17 protein-coding genes and 1 pseudogene are annotated in these 23,896 nt (G+C 65.1%); 8 read left to right on the plus strand and 10 right to left on the minus strand.

Annotated features, from left to right (window positions below; genetic code table 11):
- Positions 1 to 209 precede the first annotated feature (209 nt).
- From carB to D7Y15_RS32405, 4 genes are all read left to right on the plus strand, one after another.
- The gene (gene carB / locus D7Y15_RS32395; protein WP_120580238.1) at positions 210 to 3,461 is read left to right on the plus strand and encodes a carbamoyl-phosphate synthase large subunit; all 3,252 of its coding nucleotides are present in this window, start codon (positions 210 to 212) and stop codon (positions 3,459 to 3,461) included.
- Positions 3,462 to 3,540: 79 nt separating this feature from the next.
- Entirely contained in the window at positions 3,541 to 4,032 is a 492-nt protein-coding gene (locus D7Y15_RS44360) for a hypothetical protein (RefSeq protein WP_148712922.1), read from the plus strand.
- Positions 4,033 to 4,136: 104 nt separating this feature from the next.
- Positions 4,137 to 4,520 (plus strand): hypothetical protein, encoded by a 384-nt coding sequence (locus D7Y15_RS32400; RefSeq protein WP_199746005.1) that lies wholly within the window; start codon positions 4,137 to 4,139, stop codon positions 4,518 to 4,520.
- A 20-nt stretch (positions 4,521 to 4,540) separates the two neighbouring features.
- The gene (locus D7Y15_RS32405; RefSeq protein WP_121754994.1) at positions 4,541 to 5,041 is read left to right on the plus strand and encodes a hypothetical protein; all 501 of its coding nucleotides are present in this window, start codon (positions 4,541 to 4,543) and stop codon (positions 5,039 to 5,041) included.
- An 8-nt stretch (positions 5,042 to 5,049) separates the two neighbouring features.
- Here the strand turns inward: D7Y15_RS32405 and D7Y15_RS32410 are convergent, their stop codons facing one another.
- The 4 genes and pseudogenes from D7Y15_RS32410 to D7Y15_RS32415 all read right to left on the minus strand — a co-directional run.
- Entirely contained in the window at positions 5,050 to 5,763 is a 714-nt protein-coding gene (locus D7Y15_RS32410; RefSeq protein WP_121754995.1) for a hypothetical protein, read from the minus strand.
- Complete coding sequence (locus D7Y15_RS44365; protein WP_148712923.1) at positions 5,763 to 5,942, minus strand: hypothetical protein; 180 nt, start codon at positions 5,940 to 5,942, stop codon at positions 5,763 to 5,765. The genes D7Y15_RS32410 and D7Y15_RS44365 overlap by 1 nt, the downstream gene beginning before the upstream one ends.
- 692 nt (positions 5,943 to 6,634) lie before the next feature.
- Positions 6,635 to 7,699, minus strand: coding sequence for a hypothetical protein (locus tag D7Y15_RS44370; RefSeq protein WP_148712924.1), 1,065 nt, complete (start codon positions 7,697 to 7,699; stop codon positions 6,635 to 6,637).
- 303 nt (positions 7,700 to 8,002) lie between these two features.
- Positions 8,003 to 8,736: pseudogene (locus tag D7Y15_RS32415) on the minus strand (IS5 family transposase); the annotation flags it as partial.
- A gap of 98 nt (positions 8,737 to 8,834) precedes the next feature.
- On the opposite strand from D7Y15_RS32415, the gene D7Y15_RS32420 reads away from it, so the two are divergent.
- From D7Y15_RS32420 to D7Y15_RS32435, 4 genes are all read left to right on the plus strand, one after another.
- A complete protein-coding gene (locus D7Y15_RS32420; RefSeq protein ID WP_120581678.1) occupies positions 8,835 to 9,149 on the plus strand; it encodes a hypothetical protein in 315 nt (104 codons plus the stop codon).
- A 224-nt stretch (positions 9,150 to 9,373) separates the two neighbouring features.
- On the plus strand, positions 9,374 to 10,624 hold the full coding sequence (locus D7Y15_RS32425) for a tyrosine-type recombinase/integrase (protein ID WP_120575867.1): 1,251 nt from the start codon (positions 9,374 to 9,376) through the stop codon (positions 10,622 to 10,624).
- Positions 10,618 to 11,529 carry a tyrosine-type recombinase/integrase gene (locus D7Y15_RS32430; RefSeq protein WP_120575866.1) on the plus strand — a complete coding sequence of 304 codons (912 nt, stop codon included), beginning with the start codon at positions 10,618 to 10,620 and terminating at the stop codon, positions 11,527 to 11,529. Before D7Y15_RS32425 ends, D7Y15_RS32430 begins: the two co-directional genes overlap by 7 nt.
- Positions 11,526 to 12,527, plus strand: coding sequence for a tyrosine-type recombinase/integrase (locus D7Y15_RS32435; RefSeq protein WP_120575865.1), 1,002 nt, complete (start codon positions 11,526 to 11,528; stop codon positions 12,525 to 12,527). Before D7Y15_RS32430 ends, D7Y15_RS32435 begins: the two co-directional genes overlap by 4 nt.
- 154 nt (positions 12,528 to 12,681) lie before the next feature.
- On the opposite strand, the gene D7Y15_RS32440 is transcribed toward D7Y15_RS32435, so the two are convergent.
- From D7Y15_RS32440 to D7Y15_RS32465, 6 genes are all read right to left on the minus strand, one after another.
- The gene (locus D7Y15_RS32440; protein WP_121754996.1) at positions 12,682 to 12,996 is read right to left on the minus strand and encodes a hypothetical protein; all 315 of its coding nucleotides are present in this window, start codon (positions 12,994 to 12,996) and stop codon (positions 12,682 to 12,684) included.
- A gap of 379 nt (positions 12,997 to 13,375) precedes the next feature.
- Positions 13,376 to 14,404 (minus strand): hypothetical protein, encoded by a 1,029-nt coding sequence (locus D7Y15_RS32445; RefSeq protein WP_199746006.1) that lies wholly within the window; start codon positions 14,402 to 14,404, stop codon positions 13,376 to 13,378.
- A gap of 15 nt (positions 14,405 to 14,419) precedes the next feature.
- On the minus strand, positions 14,420 to 14,833 hold the full coding sequence (locus D7Y15_RS32450) for a hypothetical protein (RefSeq protein WP_121754997.1): 414 nt from the start codon (positions 14,831 to 14,833) through the stop codon (positions 14,420 to 14,422).
- A gap of 115 nt (positions 14,834 to 14,948) precedes the next feature.
- Positions 14,949 to 15,932: a hypothetical protein gene (locus D7Y15_RS32455; protein WP_148712925.1), complete on the minus strand. Its 984-nt coding sequence runs from the start codon at positions 15,930 to 15,932 to the stop codon at positions 14,949 to 14,951.
- Positions 15,929 to 17,677 (minus strand): alpha/beta fold hydrolase, encoded by a 1,749-nt coding sequence (locus D7Y15_RS32460; RefSeq protein ID WP_158629162.1) that lies wholly within the window; start codon positions 17,675 to 17,677, stop codon positions 15,929 to 15,931. Before D7Y15_RS32460 ends, D7Y15_RS32455 begins: the two co-directional genes overlap by 4 nt.
- Positions 17,674 to 23,841 (minus strand): choice-of-anchor D domain-containing protein, encoded by a 6,168-nt coding sequence (locus D7Y15_RS32465; protein WP_121755000.1) that lies wholly within the window; start codon positions 23,839 to 23,841, stop codon positions 17,674 to 17,676. Before D7Y15_RS32465 ends, D7Y15_RS32460 begins: the two co-directional genes overlap by 4 nt.
- Positions 23,842 to 23,896 lie beyond the last annotated feature (55 nt).

The raw sequence follows: 23,896 nt of genomic DNA on the forward strand, positions 1-23,896 counted from the left end.
GAGCGGTGTCCTGGGCGAGGGCGGGCGCGGAGAGAAGGACGAGCAGGGCCAGGGGCCAGCGACGCATGAAACCTCCGGAGGGAAGCGCGGCAGCGTAGCAGAGGACGCCGGGCCGGGGTCTCCCGAGCAAGCAGGCATCGGACGGTCTCTTCGCATGCCACAACGCACCGCGTGCATGTGGCGGCGGACGTTGGTATGGGGGGCGCCCGATGCCCAAGCGTACCGATATCCGGAAGGTTCTCGTGATTGGCTCGGGCCCGATTGTCATCGGGCAGGCCGTCGAGTTCGACTACTCAGGCACCCAGGCGATCAAGGCGCTTCGGGACGAGGGCGTGGAGGTGGTGCTGCTCAACAGCAACCCCGCCACGGTGATGACGGACCCAGAGTTCGCGCACCGCACCTACATTGAACCCATCACCGTGGAGGCGGCGGAGAAGATTCTCGCCGCCGAGCGCCCGGACTCGCTGCTGCCCACCATGGGCGGGCAGACGGCGCTGAACCTGGCCAAGGCGCTCGCGGAGAAGGGCATCCTGGAGAAGTACGGGGTGCGGCTCATTGGCGCGTCCCTGGAGGCCATCAACAAGGCCGAGGACCGCCAGCTCTTCAAGGCGGCCATGCAGAAGATTGGCGTGGCGCTGCCCAAGAGCGGCTACGCGACGACGCTCACGGACGCCATGGCGCTGGTGGAGGAGATTGGCTTCCCGGCCATCATCCGTCCGTCCTTCACGCTGGGCGGCACGGGCGGCGGCATCGCGTACAACCGCGAGGAGTTCGAGGCCATCTGCCGCTCGGGCCTCAAGGCGAGCCCCAACTCCACCATCCTCGTGGAGGAGAGCGTGCTCGGCTGGAAGGAGTACGAGCTGGAGGTGGTCCGCGACTCCGCGGACAACGTCATCATCATCTGCTCCATCGAGAACCTGGATCCGATGGGCGTGCACACCGGTGACTCCATCACCGTGGCGCCGGCGCAGACGCTGACGGACCGCGAGTACCAGCGCATGCGGCAGGCGTCGCTGGCCATCATCCGCGAGATTGGCGTCGACACGGGTGGCTCCAACATCCAGTTCGGCATCCACCCGCGCGACGGCCGCATGGTCGTCATTGAAATGAACCCGCGCGTGTCGCGCTCCAGCGCGCTGGCGTCCAAGGCGACGGGCTACCCCATCGCGAAGATCGCCGCGAAGCTGGCGCTGGGCTACACGCTGGACGAGCTGCGCAACGACATCACCCGCGACACGCCGGCCTCCTTCGAGCCGACGCTGGACTACGTGGTGGTGAAGGTGCCGCGCTTCAACTTCGAGAAGTTCCCCAAGGCGGACCGCACGCTGACCACGAGCATGCGCTCGGTGGGCGAGGTGATGGCCATTGGCCGCACCTTCCCCGAGGCGTACATGAAGGCGCTGCGCTCCATGGAGTTGGGGCGCGTGGGTCTGGAGTCGCCGGAGCTGCCCACGGAGAAGGAAGAGCGGGAGAAGGTGCTGCACGAGGGCCTGCGCGTGCCCCGTCCGGAGCGCCCGTGGTTCGTGGCGCAGGCCTTCCGCGAGGGCATGACGGTGGAGCAGGTGCACCAGCTCTCCGCCATCGACCCGTGGTTCCTGCGGCACATCGAGGCGCTGGTGCACGAGGCGCAGTCGCTGGCGGACATTGGCCGCCTGGATCACCTGGCGGACGACGTCTTGCGTCAGGCCAAGGCGCACGGCTTCTCCGACAAGTACCTGGGCAACCTGATGGGCTACCCGGAGGCGGAGGTGCGGGCGCACCGTCACTCGCGCGGCATCCGTCCGGTGTTCAAGCGGGTGGACACCTGCGCCGCGGAGTTCGAGGCGTACACGCCCTACCTGTACTCCACCTACGAGGAGGAGGACGAGGCGCCCCCCACGGACCGGCAGAAGGTCCTCATCCTGGGCAGCGGTCCCATCCGCATCGGCCAGGGCATCGAGTTCGACTACGCGTGCGTGCACGCGGCCTTCGCGCTGCGCGAGGCCGGGTACGAGACGGTGATGGTCAACTGCAACCCGGAGACGGTGTCCACGGACTACGACACGTCCGACCGCCTCTACTTCGAGCCGCTGACAATTGAAGACGTGCTGGAGGTGTCCCAGCGCGAGAAGCCGGTGGGCGCCATCGTGCAGTTCGGCGGGCAGACGCCGCTGCGCCTGAGCGTGCCGCTGGAGCAGGCGGGGCTGCCGATCCTGGGCACGTCGCCGGACGCCATCGACCGGGCGGAGGACCGCGAGAAGTTCTCCAAGCTGATTGAGAAGCTGGGCCTGAAGCAGCCGGAGAACGGCGTCGCGCGCAGCCACGCGGAGGCCTTCAAGGTGGCCGAGCGGATTGGCTACCCGGTGATGGTGCGTCCGTCATACGTGCTGGGCGGCCGGGCGATGGAGACGGTCTACGACGCGTCCAGCCTGGAGCGCTACATGCGCGAGGCGGTGAGCGCGTCGCCGGAGCACCCGGTGCTGATTGATCGCTTCCTGAAGGACGCCATCGAAGTGGACCTGGACCTGGTGGCGGACCGCACGGGGCAGGTGCTGATTGGCGGCGTGCTGGAGCACATCCAGGAGGCGGGCGTGCACTCGGGTGACGCGGCGGCGACGCTGCCTCCGCACTCGCTGTCGCCGGACCTGGTGGAGCGGATGAAGGACCAGGCCATCTCCATGGCGCGTGAGCTGGGTGTGGTGGGCCTGATGAACGTGCAGTTCGCCATCCAGGGGAAGAACATCTACATCCTGGAAGTGAACCCGCGCGCGAGCCGCACGGTGCCGTTCATCTCCAAGGCGACGGGCGTCCCGATGGCGAAGATCGCGGCGCTCTGCATGGTGGGCAAGACGCTGAAGGAGCTGGACCGCACGGAGGAGCCGGAGTTCCGGCACGTGGCGGTGAAGGAGAGCGTCTTCCCGTTCGCGCGCTTCGCCGGGGTGGACGTGATCCTGGGCCCGGAGATGAAGTCCACGGGCGAGGTCATGGGCCTGGCGGAGGACTACGCGTCCGCGTTCGCGAAGAGCCAGCTGGCGGCGGGCGTGAAGCTGCCCAAGAGCGGCCGCGTGTTCATCTCCGTGAAGGACGAGGACAAGCCAGCGGTGGTGGACCTGGCGCGGCGCCTGCGGTCGATGGGCTTCACCCTGACGGCGACGGCGGGCACGCACGACTACCTGCTGACGAAGGGCATCGAGTCGCAGCGGGTGCAGAAGGTGAAGGAGGGCCGGCCGAACATCGTCGACAAGATCGTCGACGGGGAGATCGTCCTGGTCATCAACACCACCTTCGGCAAGCAGGAGATCTCCGACAGCTTCTCCATCCGGCGTGAGGCGCTGATGCACTCGGTGCCGTACTACACGACGGTGCAGGCGGCGCGCATGGCGGTGGGAGCGCTGGAGTCGCTGAAGCGCTCGGACCTCGCGGTGAAGCCGCTGCAGAGCTACCTGTACGGCGAGAACGGCGTGCCCCCGGCGCGCCGGTAGGAACCCGGCTTCATCGTCCCCTGGAGGCGCTTGACGCCTTCAGGGGACGAAGTCGTATCGCGGAGCGGGGGATGAGGCCGTGACCCAGATTGACTGTGTGAGTCAGCGCAGTCCCGAGGACGTGCGTCGTCTGATTGATCAGTTCGCCGTCCGCTCGTCGTCCGACTTCTGGCTGATGTCCACCGGCTTGGGCGGTGGGCCTCACTGGCGCCCTTTCCGAGCCGTCCACCAAGGCGACAAGGTGCTTCTGCGAAGGTCCGACCAGCAGCGTGTCCTGCCATGGGGCAGCACGCATCTCGCGGTCGTGATCTCGCCGATGGACAAAGGCAGCCGGATTGTCGTGAAGAGTGTCGCCGAAATGAAATGGGCAGCGCTGTGCGGCCTTGCTGCATTGGCGCTCTTCTTCGGCATGGTGGCTGTGCTGGGGAAGGCCCCGCTGGCTGCGCTGTTTGTCGTTGCGACACTGGTGGCCGCGTGGGCGCTCCCGCGAAGAATCAAAGCCGAGCAGGAAAAGGACCTTCAGGCCATCACCCGGGTCCTCAACGGACTGGCGCCGCAGTCTGGCAAGTAGGGACTCAAGCTGTCGCGGCCCTGGCGCCAGAGTCGTCCGGGGGCTCCACGCTGCCCCCGCGAATCATCCCCTGTCGCATCCTGGGGCTCTCCGACAAGGCCCTGATGGTGGAGGCCCAGGGAGGGCAGCGCCGGTCGCTGGCCGTCACGGAGGTCATGGCGGTGGCCGTGAGAATGCTGCCCATCGCCGGGCCCGAAGGGGCGGCCCTGCGGCAGACGGTGCTCACCGACCTGGTGGTGTCCTGGGGGGACCTGTCGCGAGGGCCGACCGTGCTGCGCATCCCGGCGGCCGGGCTCGGGCTGCCGGAGCGCTATCCCGGCCTCGCGCCGCGAGAGGCCTACGCGCGCTTCCTGGCCGCGCTGCTGGAGCACTCCAGCGCCAATGCCCTGCCGGACGCGCCCACGCTGGCCGAGGGCCGCTATCCACGCTTCGCCACCGAGGGCGAGCTCACGGCGCACTACTATGGGCAGGTGTCCGCGGCGGCTTGAAGAGAAGGAGCGGCAAAGCCATGGATGAGGAGGCGGTCGTGGAGCTGCGGGGGGCCGGGCGGTTCGGAGTCGCGCAGGATTCGAGGGTGGTCGCGCTCCGGTGGGACGTGCTCCCCTGGGGACTGGTGCTCGATTTGGACTCGCCCCTCAGCGAGGCACCCGACACGGAGCTCCGAAGGGTCTGGCTGTGCTTCAACGGCCTGGGAGCGGTGACCTGGCCCTTCCAGCAGGCACGGGTTCCAACGGGATGCTGGATCGTCGTTGAGTTCCCCATGGGAACCACGAGCGCGGGACTCCTGTCCTATTCGTTCTCCACGGTGCTGCCCGTAGGAGCGACCGGAGAGCTGGTGCTGAGGACCACGGCCGAGGACGTCGTGGAGATCCAGGCACAGGGATTCACCGTGCTGGCTTCGCGGGCGTCCGCACCTCCGGACGAACTGGGGCATCTGGACTGGGAAACCCGCACGCGCCTGGCTTCGGAAGCGAGCTTCGTGGATGCCTTGCGGCGCAGTACCCGGTGAGCCGGGGCCTACTGACCTGGCGGCTCATCCACGGGAAGGAGCCGGCAGCACCAGATGACACCTGAGCAGCCATCGACCCGCTTCTCTCCAGGCTCGCAGTTCACGGGATGGCAGAATCTGCCGTCCAGCGAGGGAAGCTCCTCCCCGTCGATGACCTCCTCGATAGACCCGCGGGAGTCGGCGCGGCGCTTGTCCAACGCGCAAGCGGCAGCGGGTCTGCAAGACCTATCGTCAATCAACGGAGGCCAGGGCCCGCCCAGGAAATCCTCGGCGGCGTAGCGGTCCTCGGGAAGGTCGTCGGTATAGGACAGCATGTCCGCATCGAGGGCGCCGGGGGAGGCGCACCGTTGCACGGGGCCCCACGGCTTGAAGTCGAGCACTTCGAACTCAGGGAAGCTGGCGCACTCCTGAAACTCACGGACCTTGCCTGTGAAGCGTCCGCGGACCTGGTACCGGCCCTGCTCCCAGACGTTGCGACGGAGCCGCTCGTGAGGCTGGTTCGGACCCACGGGCAGGACCCGCTTGAAAGGACCTGCGTCCGACTTTGAAAGATTCAACAGGTCCACGTCGCAGTCCGAGGTCCGCTCCGCGAAGTACTCTGGCACCACCTCTGGCTCATTGGGCGGGGCGGGCATGGAAGGGGAGGGTGTGAGGTAGGAGTAGAGGCCCACAATCCCAATGCCGACCAGTGCCAGGGCTGCCAGGTACCCGCGCGACCTCATCAATCCACCTGTTCTCCGGTCTTCGAGTGGAGCAGCCGCGGGGCCGACGCCTTGGCGTATTGATACGACAGGGCTCCGGCACCGAGCGTGACCATTCCACCGGTAGACTGGATATCCGAAGAACTCTTCTTGATGTCATTGCAGGTCAGGATCGCAGCGGAGTCGGGCGAGACGGCCACGTGGTCGCTGGCACCATGATTCAGCGAGAGCCACAGGTCACTCGTGGCATGACCGTAGAACCAGCCCCTGCTTACCTTGGTGCCCTTTCACTTGAGTTCTTCGACATCCCCTCTGGCGTGTCAGGGGCCGTGGTAGTCCGAGTTCTCGGCGGGCAAAAGGCTGGGATCCGCGAGGATTGACTCTCCATTGATGTTCCAGGGGGGGACACCAAGGAAGACGCTCAGGCGCTTCCCATTGTCTCCGTGAACAGAGAGCACGAACGGTCGCACGGAGAAGGCTTCGCGAGGAAATCCCTCATTGGAGGTGAACAGGCTCCGGACCGTCCAAATCCCCCAAACGTCGTTCACACTCCCGTCTCGAGCATCCAATGAGACTGCGTGCAGACTGAATACATTTGCGAGCAGCGCAAAGAATAAGACCACCACTCGGGATGCTCCGTTCCATCTGCCGCTGACTTTGGGTCTCAGCACGGTGAACGTCGCAAATGAAAGGAGCAAGACGGCGAAGAGTTGAGCCCAGATTGGAGGCCGAAAGATACTGACCATGGAGTCGGACCCACGCGCCACGAACATGTCAACCCGCGAAACGTAGAGCATCGTAGCTCCGAGGAGCAATACGAGGATGGGAAGCCCCCAACGCAGTGCTGTCTTCATCTTGTTCCTCATGCGAAGTCGCATTGGTCGGGCTTGGCTCACTTGAACGCCAAGCCCACGGTCGTGCCCTCATCCTTGTCGCCATCCTGGCGTACCTGCCACGCCCTGTTCACCATCAACATGGCGGAGTCACTTCCATCCATCATGAGAGCGTCCTCAACGCCGACGGCCGCGAGTTTGTCCCGCAGGCCGTCAGCGGAAAGTCCCGTCTTGGAGTTGTGGGGTACAACCAGGACGAGAAGCGTCTTCGCAGAGCTACACAGCGCGACCGCCGCCTTGCCTCCCCTCGCTCCTGTCTTCGCTGCCTGTCCGGTGTAACGAGCGTCACTCCGCTGGGTAAGATAGGGTTTGTATCTCCCGGCGGGCTCACCCGTCGCTGGCGCCCCGGCGGGAACTCCCGGGGCATATTTGTTCCCGATGCCGTACTTGAGTCCCCCGATGATCATGGGAGTCAGACCTCCCATCGCGGTGATGTTTCCACCCGTCGGAGGATTGCCCCGGCCGAAGGAGTAGGCCTCTGTCGGTGTCTGTACCTTGAACTCGTCTCCCGGCTGAATCAGGGCAGGGTCGAATTTCTTGGTCTTCTTGTTGGTGCGTTTGGCTTTGAAGCTGAAATTAATCGGGTTGCTCAGGATTTCATCCCAGCTCTTCAGCTTGTAGCGCTGGAGAATGATTTCAGCTGTCTCCTTTGCAGCAACCTTATGACAACGCTCTGCTTTCGAAGGATCAAAGGCGATGTAGCACAAGTTCGGCTCGGCTCTGCCAGCCCGCAGCCTGCCCTTCTGGACAATGTGACCTTCGATGGTGGTTTCGTCCGACGGTACCGGGTCATGACCCAGGATGACGTCGGTATACCCGGAGTCCGTCAACCCCCAGAGGCTTCCGTTGACAACAACCTTGAGTTTGTATGTCAAGCTTTCTCTCTGGACAGTCTCGGAAAAGAACTCCTCGAACGTCCTGCGAACGATGTGCAGTTGGGACGACGCCCCCACAGCCACGTACTGGAGATCACCGTCGTTGCAATGAGCCACTCCACTGCTCCGTGCGATTTCCGTCGCCAGGAGCGGCCAGAAGTTGGAGCCAGCGATTGGGAGACGGAGCATGGACAGTCACCTGCCAGCGATGAGGAGCTACGAGCGGCCTACCGACCACGGGACATCATAACGGAAACCGTTGGGGAGCGGCGCGACAGATTCGGCCTCGTCGCCCCCTCCTGGGTAGGTGGCCTGGGCAGGCGTGTGCACCAAGGGGGTGAACAGCTCCGACCGTAGAACCAGACCCGGCCCACCTTGGTGCCCTTGAGCTTGTTGATGTAGTCCCAGAACCCCTGGGACGTCGAGATGCCCGCGTACTTCCATCCGCGGTCCTTGGCGCCGGACTTGAGGTGGTCCAGCTAGGGGGTGTCCCTAATTGAGCCACATCCGAGTGCAGGCGAGGTGGATGAGGGCAAGGTAGTTGCGGGCTGTCTTCTCATATCGAGTCGCGAGGCGGCGGAAGCGCTTGAGGCCATGGAAGAACCGCTCGACCAGATAACGAAGGGCGTAGAGCTTGCGGTCCTTCGAAAGGGCTCTGGGGCGCTCCGGCTTGGAGGCGATGACGGCCTTCATGCCGAAGAACTTGAGCAGGGCGCGGAACCAGTCCGCATCGTACCCGCTGTCGGCGATGCAGGCCGCGCCCACCGCGTGCATTATCAGGTCGTCGGCCTTGGTCATCTCGTGCCGCTGGCCGGGCGTCAGTTCGATATGGCGTGGCCGTCCTCGGCTGTCGACGAGGGCATGGACCTTGGTCGAAAAACCTCCTCGAGAGCGTCCCAGAGCGTTGTGTTGGACCCCCCTTTTCCTCCCGCGGCGTCCAGATGCGCCCGGATGGTGGTGCCATCGAGGATGGACGCTTCGTCCCCCGGCACGGGAGGATTCGACTCGAGCTGCACTTCCTTGAAGAGCCGCTCCCACACGCCGCGCTTCGACCAGTTGTTGAAGCGGTTGTACACGGACTTCCACTTGCCATATCGACCGGGCAGGTCTCGCCAGGGGCTGCCGGTGCGGGCGAGCCAGTACACGGCGCTGACAAACAGACGCTCGCCTTTGAGCGAGTGCCGGCCCCGCCGCGGAGGCAGAAGCGGGCGGATGCGCTTCCATTCCTGGTCGGTGAGTTCATGTCGGTGCATCGTAACCGTCCGGCCAACGATGTGCCGTGAGGGATTGCCGGGGGAGCGGTTCGCGGCGGACGCTTCCGGGCATGGCGAAGCAGGTGGAGAAGCCGGAGTGGGCGCGCATCGCGGAAGCCTTCGAGGCCAGCGGGCAGACGCAGCGGGAGTTCGCGTTGGCGCGGGGCGTGCGGCTGAGCACGTTGCAGTCGTGGGTGTACCGGGCACGACGGGCCGCGCCGTCGCGAGCGGAAGCCGTGAGACTCTTGCCGGTGCAGGTGGCGACGACGCCCGCGGCGATGGAGTCGGGGATGGAGGTGGTCGCCGCGAGCGGAGCGCGGGTGCGATTCGCGGTGGGCACCGACGTGGCGTACGTGGCCCGGCTCGTCGCCGCGCTGGGACGGTGAGAGGGTGTTCGCGCTTCCGGCTTCGGTGCGCGTGGTGCTGGCCGTGGAGCCGGTGGACATGCGCAATTATGCCGAGTCCGGCGTTATGCGGAGCTGAGCGACTCTCCGCGCAGACCACGGTCGATTCTTCCTCGCGTGTCGAGGCCATGAGGGGCTTGGCCAGCTCCGCATAATCGTGAGCCTCCTTTGCCGCCCGCTACGTCGGCGGGCGCAAAGGAGACCTCATGATTAGCGACTACTTCGAAGCACCGTGGCGGCTCGCACAGATGCGCGCCACCTGCGTCGGGCCGTACATCGACGGCTTCTCGACGGCACTCTCCGAGGCGGGCTACTCGCCCTTCACGATTCGCGGCTACCTCCGCGCTGCCGACCACGTCGGACGATGGGCCGATCGCAGCGGCATCGACATCAAGTCGTGGGGCGACGACACCCTGATGCGCTTCGGCCGGCATCTCCCGCGCTGCAAGTGCATCAAGGGTAACAAGGGCATCTTCAGCGATGCCCTTGCAGGAGTGCGCTTGCTGTTGGCCCACCTGCGCGCGTCCGAGGTGATCGCGGCAGCGAAGCCGACGCCGACCACGCCGAAGTACGCGCCGATCTCGGAGCGGTTCGCGGACTGGATGGTGCGCCATCGAGGAGTCGCGCCCAGCACCACGGCGCGCTACCAGCGCACGCTGCAGCCGTTCCTCGGCGCGCTCGGTGACGACCCGGGCCCGTACACCGTGGCCGCCATCCGAGCCTTCGTCAGCGACCAGCTCGGCGACGTCGGTCGCGACGAGACGCGTTCCGCCGTGACGTCCATTCGCGCGTTTCTCAGGTTCCTCGTCGCCGAGGGCCGTGTGCACTCAGGAATCCAGCATTGCGTGCCGACCGTACCCCAGTGGCGGCTCTCTTCGCTGCCTCGCTATCTCGAGGCGCCCGACGTCGAGCGAGTCGTGCAGAGCTGTGACCTGACGACAGGCCACGGTCTGCGCGACCACGCCATCCTGCTTCTGCTCGCGCGGCTGGGCCTACGCGCAGGCGACATCGTCGGGATGACGGTGACCGACATCGATTGGCGAGGCGGTACGCTTCGCGTGCACGGGAAGGGGCGGCGAGAGGTTCGGCTGCCGCTGCCCCAAGACGTGGGTGACGCTGTCCTCGCATACCTTGAGCGCGGACGACCGAGGGCGAGCAGCGATCGCCTGTTCCTCACGGTCTACGCGCCGACGCGCCCCTTCGCCACCTCGGCCACGGTTTCCGACATCGTACGCGTCGCGCTGGAGCGGGCGGAGATTCAGAATCCGCCAAGCCGCGGTGCGCACCTCCTTCGACACTCTGCCGCGACGGCGATGCTCCGCGCCGGCAGCTCGCTCGACACCATCGCGACCGTCCTGCGCCATCGCTCGCCCGAAACGACGGCGTACTACGCGAAGGTCGACGTCGCGATGCTTCAGCAGGTGGCCCAGCCGTGGCCCGGAGGTGCTGCGTGCTGAGCAGCATCGTCGAGCGCCACATCGCGCTACACCACGCGACGGGCTACCTCTTTCGCAAGCAGAGCATCCTCCTGCGCGACTACGCCCGCTTCGCCGAGGCCAAGGGCGAAGACGTCGTGCGCGCAATCACTGCACTCGAGTGGGCTGGCAGAGGACCGTCGGCAGGCACCCGCCACGGCCGGCTCGAGGTGGTCCGTCGCTTCGCGCGGTTGATGCACGCCGAGGACCCGCGTCACGAGGTTCCGCCGGCTGGCGTCTTCGGCAAGCAGGCGCCGCGACGCACGCCGTACATCTACACGCCCAAGGACATTCGCGTGCTGCTCAAGGCCGCGGGCGCACTCGGCCCCCGAAGTTCTCTACGCCCGAAGATGTACGTCACGATGCTCGGCCTCATCGCCGCCACCGGGCTGCGCATCTCGGAGGCTATCGGGCTGCGACTCGGCGACGTCACGACGGCGGGGCTCGTCATTCGGCAGACGAAGTTCCGCAAGAGCCGACTCGTGCCCTTACATCCGACGACTCGTCGCGCCCTCGATTCGTACCTCGCGGTTCGCACCAGGTTCTCTGGCACCGACGACGCCGTGTTTCTCTCCGAGCGCGGCACCGGGTTGCGGTACCCGACCGTCATCTCGACCTTCCTCACACTGGTTCGCAGCATCGGCATCCACCCTGGTCCTGGCAAGCGAGGACCGCGCATCCACGACATGCGCCACACCTTCGCGGTCCGCTCGCTCGAGCAGTGCGCGACCAACGGCGAGGCCGTCGCCCGTCACATGCTGGCACTCAGCACGTATCTCGGGCACGCCCATCTCTTCGATACCTACTGGTACTTGCAGGCGACGCCACGACTGTTGGCCGACGTCGCGGCACAGAGCGAATCCTTGGCGCGGCGAGGTGCTCGATGACACCGCTCGCACCACACCTGACGGCGTTCCTGCGCGAGCGTCTGCCTCGAGAGCGTCACGCGAGCCCGCACACCTGCGATGCCTACGCCTACGCCTTCCAGCTCCTGCTCTCCTTCGCGTCGAAGCGGCTTCGGACCCGGCCGTCTTCGCTGACGCTCGAGCAGTTCGACGTGCCTCTCGTACTGGCCTTCCTCGAAGATCTCGAGACAACGCGGGGCAACGGCGCGCGCACGCGCAACGCGCGCCTCGCCGCCATCAAGTCGTTCGCCCGCTTCATCGAGTTCCGCGTGCCGTCGTGCGTTCAGCAAGCCCACGGCTTGCTCTCCATTCCCTCGAAGAAGACCGATGAAAAGCTGGTCGGCTATCTCACCCGCGATGAGATGCAGGCGGTGCTCGATGCGCCCGACCCACGTACGCGCGATGGCGTGCGTGACCGCGCGATGCTGCTCCTCGCCTTCGCCGCCGGACTTCGTGTTTCCGAGTTGGTCGGACTGCGACTCGACGACGTCACCCTTCAACCGCAGCCCGTCATCCACGTGCGCGGCAAGGGCCGTCGAGAGCGGGTGTTGCCGCTCTGGAAGATCACGACGAAGGCGCTTCGCGCGTGGCTCGCGCTGCGCGGGAGCGCCGCGTGCCCGGAGCTGTTCCTGAACGCCCGGGGTGGGCCGCTCAGCCGAGATGGCTTCGAACACATCCTGGCCAAGCACGTGAGCGCCGCCACGACGACGACGCCGTCGCTCACGAAGAAGCGCGTGTCCCCGCACGTTCTCCGCCACAGTTGCGCGATGCACACGCTTGAGGCCACGCGCGATATCCGAAAGGTCGCCCTCTGGCTCGGGCACGCCTCCGTGCAGACGACGGAGATCTACGTGCGCGCCGACCCGACTGCGAAGCTCGAGGCCATCGACGCGGTGCTGCCGCCAGCTCTTCGACGTGGGCGGTTCCGCGCACCGGACAAGCTGCTCGCCTCGCTCAAGCCCTCGCGGAATGGGGCATGATTATGCGGAGCCGCCGCGCAGGTCTGCTCCTCGGGCCGACGTCCTGCGCGGCGCTCAGCTCCGCATAACGCCGCGCTCGGCATAATTGCGCATGTCCACTGGCTCCGTGGCTAGCACCACGCGCACCGACGCGGGAAGGGTAAACATCGCGGCCTCACTTCCCCAGCGCGGCGACGAGCCGGGCCACGTAGGCCACGTCCGTCCCGACGGAGAAACGCACCCGCGCTCCGCTTGCCGCCACCACCTCCAGCACGGACTCGGACGCCACGGGGGCCGTCGCCACCTGCACCGGCAACAGTCGCACCGGCTCACCGCACGCCGTCGCGGCCCGCCGACGCCGGTACACCCAGGACTGCAACGTGCTCAGCCTCACGCCTCGCTGCTGCGCGAATTCCCGTTGCGCCAGCCCGCTCGCTTCAAATGCTTCCGCGACGCGCTCCCACTCCGGCTTCTCCACCTGCTTCGACATGCCCAGCAGCGTCCGCCGCGCGCCGCCGCCCCTGCAATCCCTCACGGCACGTCGTTGGCCGGACGGTTACGTCCCAGCTCTTGTCATGCACATCAGGAACCTTGGGATCGTAGACCGATGGTCCACCCGAGAGAATGATGAAGGCATTCTTCACGACGTCCAACCTCACGGAAAGATGCCCAGGGTGGAGTCCTGCTGGGGCACCATTGGAGGAGTCTCCACCGGCTTCGTCTATGGCGCTGGCTGCTTGCAGGAAACCGCCCAAAGGAGGACTCCCAGCCACGCGCTGCGGCAGGCACTGCCCGAGGAACGTTTGGACACAGTCGCCATCGTGCGTGTCTACCCGGTTGCCCGCGTTCATTCCACTGCGGAGACCCTGTCAGTTCAAGGACCGCAGATAGCGGATGGCGGTGGTTTCACCTTCGCTGGTCCAGCCTTCATCCATGAGTTGGATGAGCATTTCGCGTAGGTCCTTATCCAGTCTCAGTGCTACAAGCTGGGACCCTCCCCGGGCTCTGACAATCCGTACATACTCATAAGCAACATCGTCAGAGTCACTTGAGTAGCGGTCGGCGAGCACCGAGAAGACTGATTTCACGAAATTTGTATCAATGCCGCCACGTTCATAGAGCGCTTTGGCGAGACCTACTTCGTCGGTATAGAAGGGGCGCGTGTACTGATCGATCATTGGCGCCACTCGATCGCCACCCGTGGGAACCAACTCAACGTACAGTTCGTCCGCGACCAGTGCGCCCACAGTGCCACCAATGGCGATGCCAACGGCCACCCCGATGGGCCCAAACCAGATTCCTGCTAACGCACCCGATGCGGCTCCACCGGCGAAACCTCCTCCAAGGCTTGTCGCCTCACGGCCAGCCGCATCGACTTTGTTCTGTGCTGTTGCGACGTTATAGATGGCGACTCCAATGGATAGCACCCACAATGCCCGGCCTGCCGCTCCCACACGGCGCACGCCGGCGCTGACTTTGGGGTTGGCCCGTCCGGCGCTCTCCACGATCTCTAGAAGGACGGTGTTCTGCTGGGTCTTGCCCAGCTTGCTGAAGGCTTGTTTGAATCTTTGTTGGGAATACTTCTCCAGGAGTTTCTCGAAAGCGATTCCCTTGCCCTTGAGCGCTTGTGCTTTCGCCCGGCCCAAGTCCGAGGAGCGCGCTCGAGCCATTTCCATGATCTCATTGCGCATCTGATGGGCGGCTTCGGCGGCAGCCCTGGCCGTCATCGAACCGTTTGTGTAGGCCTGACGCAGTTGTTGCGCATACTCCTGCGTGGTCTGCATGTACCATGCCCGTACCTTGCTATCGAGGATGAATCTGTAGCCGAAGTTGAGCGCCTGAACTTCAAGCTGTTGGATGCCATCCTCGACGAGTGGATTTTTGTTAGGCATGGTCACGCTGCTTTTCTGAAATCAGGCCTCTTGTAGGCTCATGTATTGCCGGGAGAAAAAGCGTCCCTTGAGAGGCCTGGCAAAAGACGGCAAGGACCTGATGGGATGGAACGCCCCGTCAGGGTGGATGCTCAAGAGCAGTTGGGTGTTCCCAAAAAACTCAAAACGGAGTTGAAGGTCTGATTGGAGCTCCAGGTGGGTCAGGACCCCCGGCGTATAGTCTTGGCCGAGCGTGAGCCCATCCAGGATTTGAAAACGCGAATCCAGCAATACGATCTGCAGCTGCTCTTCGTAGGGAGAGTTGTCAGTGAGGAAGAGCAGGGAGAGATCCGGCGGAGCTCCAAATTGGGCTTCAATTTGCGCGGCCTGAAAGGCCAGGCCCGTCTCGCGTCCGTCGTGGAGCAGGACTGCCCGGGCTCGTTCGGAAGCAGTCATCTCTCCGCGAAGAGAGAATGCGGATAGAGGTGTCAAGTCGGTTGCTCCTTTCCCTTGGGAGTCTAGCATAAACCCTTGGGATTACAGGCAGAGGAGCGTCATTGAAGTGCGGATCTCACCATCCCCCGCTGGCGCCACCCCCGCCGGAACGGCCGCCCATTCCCTTGAACGCGGTTTCCGTCAGCGGCTGGCTCTTCAACGCGGGATGGAGGTCCAGCAGGTACTGGACCCACTTCTTCGCGTTGAGCTCCCGCGGCGTTCCGAACTCCGCCTTCCGGCGATAGACACTCCGCCACTCAGGCTGGGTTGCCCAAAGAGCGGCACCGTCATCCGTGCCATAGGTCTTGGGGTGGCCTACGTTCAGACGGAAGCCCTTGGAGTGGACGTAGTTCGCGAGCAGGTTGCTCCACAGGGAGATGATGGTCTCGCGGATGTCGACGAAGATCCCGGGATCCACCTCCATGAGCTTGAACAGGAGCAGCGAGGAGCGTTCGACCGCCGCGGACTCCAGGTAGAAGACAGGGGTAGGGCCGCCGCTGTAGGGCGTGAACTTGCCGCCTTCGACCTTGCCGACCTGGAGACTTCCTGCGTTCCATCCGGGCATCCCTGGCTGCAAGAGGCCGAAGACCCAGGACCGGCGGCCCGCGAGGAAGTGGTACGCATTGTATTGAATCAAGACGGAGAGCGCCGAAAGCGGCAGGATCGACAGGGGCTTCTCCATGCCCTCCGAGAAGTTGCGCTTGAGCGTCTGCGCGGCGAACCCCTTGTTGGGATCCTGCCAGAGGACGTGGACCCAATCGCTGTGGAAGTCAGGCAGGTTGATGCCCAGCGCCGCGAGCTTGACGTCGAGCAGGAAGCGAAGCGTCCGGGTGCGCTCGAACTGGCGGGTCGACCAGGCCACGCTCGCCTGGTTCTCCTGCATGTTCTTGCCGAGCCCATTGAAGAACTTGGGAAAGTCCTTGGTGAACTCTGACACGAGCACCGGAAGCTGCTTCTGCGGATCTCCCTGGAGCCCGGGGACGCTGAAGTGGATCCGGAATTGATTCACATGGAATTTGCCACTGCCCCTGGAGATCTTGAGCTCCGTGAAGTCCATCATCTACCTCCTGGTGAAGAGCGCTGTGCCGAGCTTCTTCCCAGACTCCCCTGGTTGATGAGGGGGAGCCTCGTCGCCACGTAGGTGTTGTCACGGTCCATGGTCAGCCGGTCCGGTTGAAGCATCTTCGCGTCGAATTTCGGAGGAGGAAGATGCAGCGACTTGATGGCAAGGCCTTGCATTCCCCCCACTTCATCGAGTGCGACCTTCAGCGTCACAAGCGGAGGAAGGAGCGTGCGAGCGAGTTTGGGCAGGGGAGAGTCGTAAGACAGAAGCTCCTTCATGAGAGACGTGGCCGGTGTCTTCATGAGCGCGCCGATCTGCTTCATCACCGACTGGTAGAGGCCCGGGATGTTGAGCACCCCCAGCCGCTTCTTCCGCATCTCCTCCACGATGGGGCTTTGGATGTTGTCGTTGGTCTGGGGGCCCACCGTGAGCCGGGTGCGTTTGGTGGTCCCATTGGGGCCCAGCAAGCGCTGGCTGTGGAGCGCCCCAAGCGCCCCTCCCACGCTTTGGGCGGCCTTGGCGTCCCCTCCGGCCCAGGCGATTGTCGCTGCGGCGAACAGCTCCAGGATGTTGGAGGTCTTGAGCACCGTTGGGAACAGGTCCCTCTTGACGGCGATCCTGAAGACGAGGGTCAGCACGTCGGTGAGGAGATCATCCACCTTGCGCAGAGAGCCATTCTTGAGGAGCCTCCGCAGCTCCGCCGTGGCGGCCCCCTCCAGGATGGTGGCGTTGCCTGCAAGCAACGTCTCGCCCGCGAGTGAGACGACATCTCCCTGGGTGAGATAGTGAGTCGCCAGCGGACCCTTGGGCGCCTTGAGGCGATTCGCCGTTTTCCTGTCGACGCCGGGTGAGTTGAAGGTCACCACCTGGAGAACCGAGTCCCCGAAGTCGACCGCCACCCGCTGCGCCATGGCGCCGCCCAGGCTGTGTCCGACGACAACGACGTCCTTCCTGCCAATGCGCGTCAGCAGTGTCTGGAAGAGCGAGCGGGTCTGCTTGAAGGCCGTGGCGCCAACCCCCGCGGGGTCCATGTCCGCGACGGCATCAGGTGCCTTCTCGAACTCGGTGCCGCGGACCGCGATGATGGGATGGTTTCCACGGGATGGCTGCAGCCAGTAGGCGAACACGCCATGGGTCTTGTTATGGGGGTCGCTGCCCTCCATCTGGACGATGGTGTAGTACAGGGGCTGTGTGCCCGGCTTCTTGGAGTAGGGGCGTTTGGTTGAGACGGCATAGGTCGCCGGGAACTTCAGCTCGGGCATTGCCCAGAGCTCCGGCGTTTCAGCGCGATACAGGAACCTGTCGCCAACCTGTGTGCCACCGCCCTGATTGTTCAAATAGGCGAAATCATGGGCCAGGTACTCGTAGAACTCGTGGTCGGGTGTGAAGTCCTCGGCCCATGGCTCGGGTGGAGCCTTGGGCATGACGATGGGCCGTGTAGCAACCCGGGTGTTGTCCTGGCGGATGTGCTGGGTCTGGAGACGCAGCGCGTTCAGATCAATGCGAAGCGCATTGGAGGGCGACGCGTGTGTCTTTGCCGCTCCCGAGCCGGACGCCACCGCCAACACGTTGGACTCTGGGATGTAGACCTTGTCACCCGGTTTGATGTGGTCAGGATCGGGCCGTGTCTTCCGGAGCGCGGCGTTTCGTGGGTCTTTGTAGACGACGCGCCAGTCCGCGATCCGGTAGGACGCGGCGATGCTGTACAGCGACTCTCCGGCCTTGACGACATGCTGAGTCATGACACCCGCTCCTTCTGGGACTGAGCCCGCCGTCCCTGGCGCGCCAGCCCCAGGCCCAGCAGGAGCAACAGGGCCAGCGCCGCGCCCCCATCTCCGCTGGTTCCACAGGCGCATCCACCGCCCGTGCCTCCCAGTGTCCTGGCCTGTGCCTTCAGCGTGAGCGAGGCCTCCGTCGTCGTCTCTCCTCGCAGGCGCAGCTTCAGCGTTCCCTCCGCGGGGCCTCCCACCTCGCCGCGGAAGGTGACGCCCACCGTCGTCTGCGCTCCCGGCGCCAGCTCCGCGTCCAGGGCGCTCGCGTCGATCTCGAACGCCGGATTGCTGTTCGACACCACGCTCAACCTCGCCGGCGACGCGGACTGGTTGGTGAGCGTCACCGTGCGCGGTGTGCTGGTTGCGCCAATGTCCACCCAGCCCAGGTCCAGCTCCATGGGCTCGATGGTCAGGAAGCTGGCCACCGAGATGCCCGACAGGGCCACCAGCGCCGCGCGCTCCTGGTCCTTCGTGCCCAGCACCAGCGTCGCCTTCGACGCGCCAATCACTGACGTGTCGTACTTCAGATCCAGCGTCAGCGAGTCACCCTGCGGTAGCGCGCGGCCCTCCGCGCCCAGGACGGGAGACACCACCACGAAGTTCGTGGCCTGGGGTCCCTCCACCTTGGGAGGCATCACCACCAACTCCTGGGTGGTGTCATTGGTGAGCACCACCTTCGTCGTCGCCAGCTCCGCCTGGCGCACGGTGCCGAAGTCCACCGTGCGATTGAGCGCCCGGAACACCGTGGAGAGCCCCCGGCCCGACAGCGACACCTGCGCCTCCGGCGACTCCAGGTCGTTCGTCACCACCAGGAGGTTGGCCTTGGACGTGACGTCCGGACGGGGGACGTACTTGACGAAGACGTCCTTCGATTCCTGGGCTGCCAGCGTGAAGGGGAGCGTGGGCGCCGAATCCAGGCTGAAGTGCGAGGGCTCGGAGTTCTCCGAAGCGGCGATGATCTCCAGCCCCCGCACCACCAGCGGCTGGAGGGACTCGTTGGTGAGCTTCACGAAGCGGATCGCCGAGGCGGAAGACTCGGCCACCCGGGCGCCAAACTCGAGCGTGGGAGTGGACAGGCTGAGCTGGCTCGTCCGGCCCTGGCCCCCCAGCTTCACGAGCATGGTGCTCGCCTGGCTGTCTTCGGAGGTGATGCGCAGGTCCGCGTTGAAGCGCCGCTGGGCGTCAGGACGGAACTGGATCGACACATCCAGGCTGCCTCCCGGGGTCAGCGCCAGGGGCAGCGTTGGTTTCTGCAGGATGAACACTCTCGCATCCTCCGCCTCCAGCGAGATCTCCTTCACGGTGAGCGTGTTGGCTTCCGTGCCGCTCCCGGCGTCCGGGGACCCAGCTGGCGCAACATGCGTCAGCCTCAGTCCAATGCCTTCCGAGGTCGCGTTCACCCGGGTTCCTCCAAAGTCCAGAGAACCGTCGAAGGCCTGGCCGTCACGGCGCGCCACCGCGAGCCTTGCCAGCGTGGCCGTTCCCTGAAGGGTGAGCTCCAGCGGAAGCTGGGAGGACGCCTCCACCCGCACCGTGGCCTTGGCCGTCCGGAGTCCGCCCGTCGACCCCTGCGGAGTGAAACGGAGTTTCACCGTGGCACTGCCATTCGCGGGCACCTTGGGCAGCGTCTCCTGCACGGAGAACTCCGAGTTCCCCGCGGGGATCGTCACGGAAATGTTCGCGTCGGTGATACCGGTGTTGTTCACCGTCACCGTCTTTTCCAGGGACGAGCCGAAGTTCACGCGCCCGAAGTCGAGGGTAGAGGGCGACAGACTCACGCCACCCACTCCATCCACGATCAGCTTCACGACGGTGGACGACGGATCCGCGTTGCTGGAGATGACCAGGTTGCGCTCGATCTTGAGGAGCTGGGTGGGCTTCGCGGTGACGTAGAAGGCATGCGCGGCGCCGGGCTCCACCGTGAAGGCGGGCACGACGGGACTCAGGGTGGAGGGGCAAACCGCGGTCTTCTGCGTGTCCACGCGCAGGCAGAATTGATCCGGAACGGACACGGAGTAGATCACCAGCGGGGCCTTGCCTTCGTTCTTCACCACCACCGGCTGGGGATCCCCTTCGACCGTGATGGCTTGAGGCGCGAATTCGGGTGCGCCAGCGGGCAGGGCCAACACGGGGATGGTGCCCCGGCCAGAGACCGTGATGATCTGGTCCGTGCTTTCGTTCGAATTGCTCAGCACGTGCACGGTGCCCGTCACGTCCTGCGCGGACTCGGGACGGAATGTGACATCGAGCTGAACGGGAAAATTTCGCTCAACGGTCACGGGGAACTGCTGGTTGTTCTGCAGTCTGGCTGTGAAGGGACCGCTTCCCGTCGCATTGGTGATGGTGAGGGGGGCGGAGCCGATGTTCGACAAGGTGACGGTCTGGGTGCTGGAGCTCAGCCGGGGGATGTCATTGAAGACAAGTTGATTCTTGTTCATCTGCAGCTGCGCGACCGCGGCGACGCCGGACAGCTTGACTTTCAGCTTGGCCGTGGCCGGCGTCTTCGTAGCGAGTTCGAGGTCGCCAAAGTAGTTGCCCGGGCGCTGGGGAACGAACGTGATTTCGATCTTGCGCCTGCCACCCACCGGGATGGCGGAGTTGGACCCGCCAATCAGGTCGATGTTGAAGGTTCCAACGCTGGTGGCCACCTCCTCCAGGTCCACCTCCACCTCTCCCGTGTTGATGATGTCCACGGGCAGCATGAGCGAGCCTCCTGGCTGCGTGGCGGGGAAATCCACGGTGGCCAACGACGTGGAGAATTTGGCCTCCGCGCCAATCCCCTTCAGCTTGAAGCTGCGCTTCGTCTCGATATTGCTGAGAGTCCCCCGGTAGGTGATCTCCAGGCTGGCTTCGTACTCCTGGTCCTCGATGTTGGGAGTGAACGTCACCCGGAAGGGCTGGGGCCGTTTCGCACCCTTCTCGAGCACGGGCTCGGAGCTGGTGACGTTATCCACCGAGAACGCCGTGCCGGACGGCTCGATGTGGACATCGGTGACCTTCAGCGGCTCGGACGCGCTGCTGCTGTTGCTCACGTTGAGGCTGAGGTTGACGTGGGTGCTCCGGTCCTGCTTGTGACCGAAGTTGATGTCGGGCACGGTGAAGATGGCGTTGGGGCCATTGGAGTTGCCCTTTACAACGAGCACGGGTGGCAGTTGCTGGTTGTTCGTGGTGAAGAAAAGCAGCCGCGCCTCCAGGTCGCCCGTGCTGGTCATGGGACGGAAGAGCACCTTCACCTTGGTTTCCCCGCCCGGTTGCAGGGTCTGGGCCGGGAAGTCGACGACCTGGAACAAGGTGTTGTTGTTCTCCGTGGTGACCTTCGACAGGAACAGCGCCTGGTTGCCGCTGTTGCGCACGGTCGCTTCCTTCGTGGACTCGCCTCCGGGGGCCACGTTGGGCATCACCAGCGGATTGGTGACCAGGGTCAGCTCCGCAGCGAACGCCTGGCCGGTGAGAGCCACGGGGGGCACGGGCTGCGAGGCGTCTGATTGAAGTTGGAGCGTCTTGGAATAGGCGCCCGAAGTGGTCGCGGCGAAGGTCACCGTCACCGGGGCGGTCCCGCCGTTCCTCGCGACGGTCAGGCCTTCCGCCGGAATGCCGGAGATCGTGAAGGGGGCCAGGAGCCCAGCTGACACGGGGAACACCTTGATGGGCCAGTTGGTGTTGTTCGAGAGGATGACCTGCTGGGGCTCGGGCTGCTCGCCGACGGTGTAAGCAGGGAAGGTCAGTGTGCTCGTGCTGACTCCCAGCGACGTCTTGCGCGCGGTGCCATGGAGGGGCACGTTGGACACGCAGGTCGTGGTGGGCGACGTGCCGAACGTGAGCACGCCATCCACGGCGCCGCTCTCATTGGCGCCGGGGTTGAAGGTGACGAAGAGTTCACGTCCCGCGGAGCCCGGTGCCAGGGTGAACGGCGCGGTGGGGCTCACGGAATAGGCGCTGCTGCCCATCGTTACCGAAGGCGTCACCGTCAGCGCGACCGTCCCCGTGTTGGTCACCGTCACCTTCTTCTGCTCACTCCCCACGTCTCCTGCCTCCTGTTCGGCGAACTCGAACGAAAGGGGGACGATGCCCAGGCAGACATTGCCCGGCGTCTTGGTTCCGGACAGAGAGAGTTCGGGGGCGGCGGGGTCGTTGCTGGTGAACGTGAGCTTGCCGGTCGTGGCGCTCGTCTGCGTCGGGCGGAACGTCAGCTGGAGGCGCTGGGTGTCTCCGGGCGCGAGGTTGAAGGGGCCCGAGGGATTCACCCGGAAGGGGGAGTCCTGTGGCAGCGTTAGTGCGGTCACCGTGAGCAGGCTGTCTCCGCCGTTCTTGACCGTGACCTCCTGGGGCGCGCTGTCGGTGTCGAAAGGCGTCTGCTCGAAGGCCAGCGTGGTGCGGCTCAAGACGAGCTTCGGGCTGGACGGAGTCGTGCCTGAGAGCGTTACGGATTGATCCGCGACATTGCTCTTGAAGACCAGGGTGTCGGAGGGAGTCCCGGTCGGACGCGGTCGGAACGTCACCTTCAGGCGTTGGGTTCCTCCGGAGGCGATGCTGAAGGGGGCCGCGGTATCGACCCGGAAGAAGGAGTTCTGGGCCAACGCCAGTTGGGTCACGGTGAGCACACTGCCGCCTTCGTTCCGGACCGTGACCTCCTGGGAGGCACTGTCGGTGTCCAGGGGCGTCTGCGGGAAGACCAACGCGGTGAGGCTCAGCACGAGCTTGGGCGGGATGACCGCGGGCGTGGCGCCAGACAGGGAGACGCCTGGCACGTCAGTGCCGTCGATGGTGAAGGCGAGGGTCTCGTTCCAGCTGCCCGTCACTGTTGGGCGGAACGTCAATTTCAGACGCTGGGTATCCCCGGGCGCGAGGCTGAAGGCCCCGGAGGTGTCGACGCGGAACGGTGAGTTGGCGGGCAGCTTCAACTGGGTCACGGTGAGCAGACCCCCGCCGTCGTTCCGGACCGTGACCTCCTGGATGGCGCTGTCGGTGTTCACCGGCGTCTGCTCGAAGGTCAGCGACGTGCGGCTCAAGCCGAGCTTCGGGGGAATGGCCGTCGGGGTGGCGCCAGCCAGCGTGAGGGCGGGCACGTCGGTGCCGTTGATGGTGAAGTTGAGGGTGTGGTTCCAGGTTCCCGCCACCGTGGGGCGGAACGTCAACTTCAGACGTTGGGTATCTCCCTTCGCGAGACTGAAGGGACCCACGGTGTCGACGCTGAACGGTGAGTTGGCGGGCAGCTTCAACTGGCTCACCGTGAGCAGGCCGTCGCCGTCGTTCCGAACGAGGACCTCCTGGATGTCACTGGCGGTGTTCACCGGCGTCTGCGCGAAGGCCACCGCGGTGCGGCTCAAGCCGAGCTTCGGGGGGGACAGCCCCTCACCCGTGAGCAAGGCGTATGGCGGAGTGGGGCACACGGCGGACGCGGTCGTCAGGAAGAGCGCGCTCGAGCGGGGGCCCAGGTGGTCAACGGTCAGGGGGTTGAAGCTCACCTCGAGCGTCCTCGAGCTCGCGGGCGGGATGGTCACCGAGGTGTTGGACACACTGAAGGGGGCGGTGGTGGAAGGCTCCATCGTGAAGTTCGCAGTGCCCAGGTTCATCACCGTGACGCTTCTCGATGTCGAAGACCCCAATTCATGGGCTCCGAACGCCACGGACGTTTGTCCGAGGACGATCAGTGGGCCCGAGGCCTTTCCTTCAAGCTCCACGACAATCGTCGGGGCGGCTGGATCATCCGTGTGCAGCGTCAGCGTGCCGCGGAAGGTACCGGGCTGGAGCGGCGAGAATCCGAACCGCACGGTCATGGCTTCCGTGCTGCTCACGGGCGTGATCGGGACGGAGCAGTTGGTTTCACAGCGGTTGGCCGCCGTGTCGTACAGGCCGTTGAAGGTGAAGGCCCCGGTGACGCTCACCCGGTAGATCGTGAGCGCCGTGCTGCCGGTGTTGAACAGCTTGATGGAGTCCTGCTGCGGCGAACAGGAAGGCTGTTCGCCGAAGTCGATGGAGGTGTCCGACACGCTGAGCCCAGGCGTGCCAGTCGCGGGTAGCAACGCCTCGATGGGGGCCTGGGTGGTGCCGAGCTCCGGCGGTTTCTCCGATTCAGGACCGCAGGCAGTGAGGACGCACAGTGCAGCCGTCAGGATGAACAGGATGCGTTGCATGAGGCGACCTCAGTTCTCGGCGTGGAGGGCCGGGGCCTTGGCGGTGGAGGAGGGT

This window comes from Corallococcus sp. AB030 (assembly GCF_003668965.1).
GTDB lineage: Bacteria > Myxococcota > Myxococcia > Myxococcales > Myxococcaceae > Corallococcus > Corallococcus exiguus.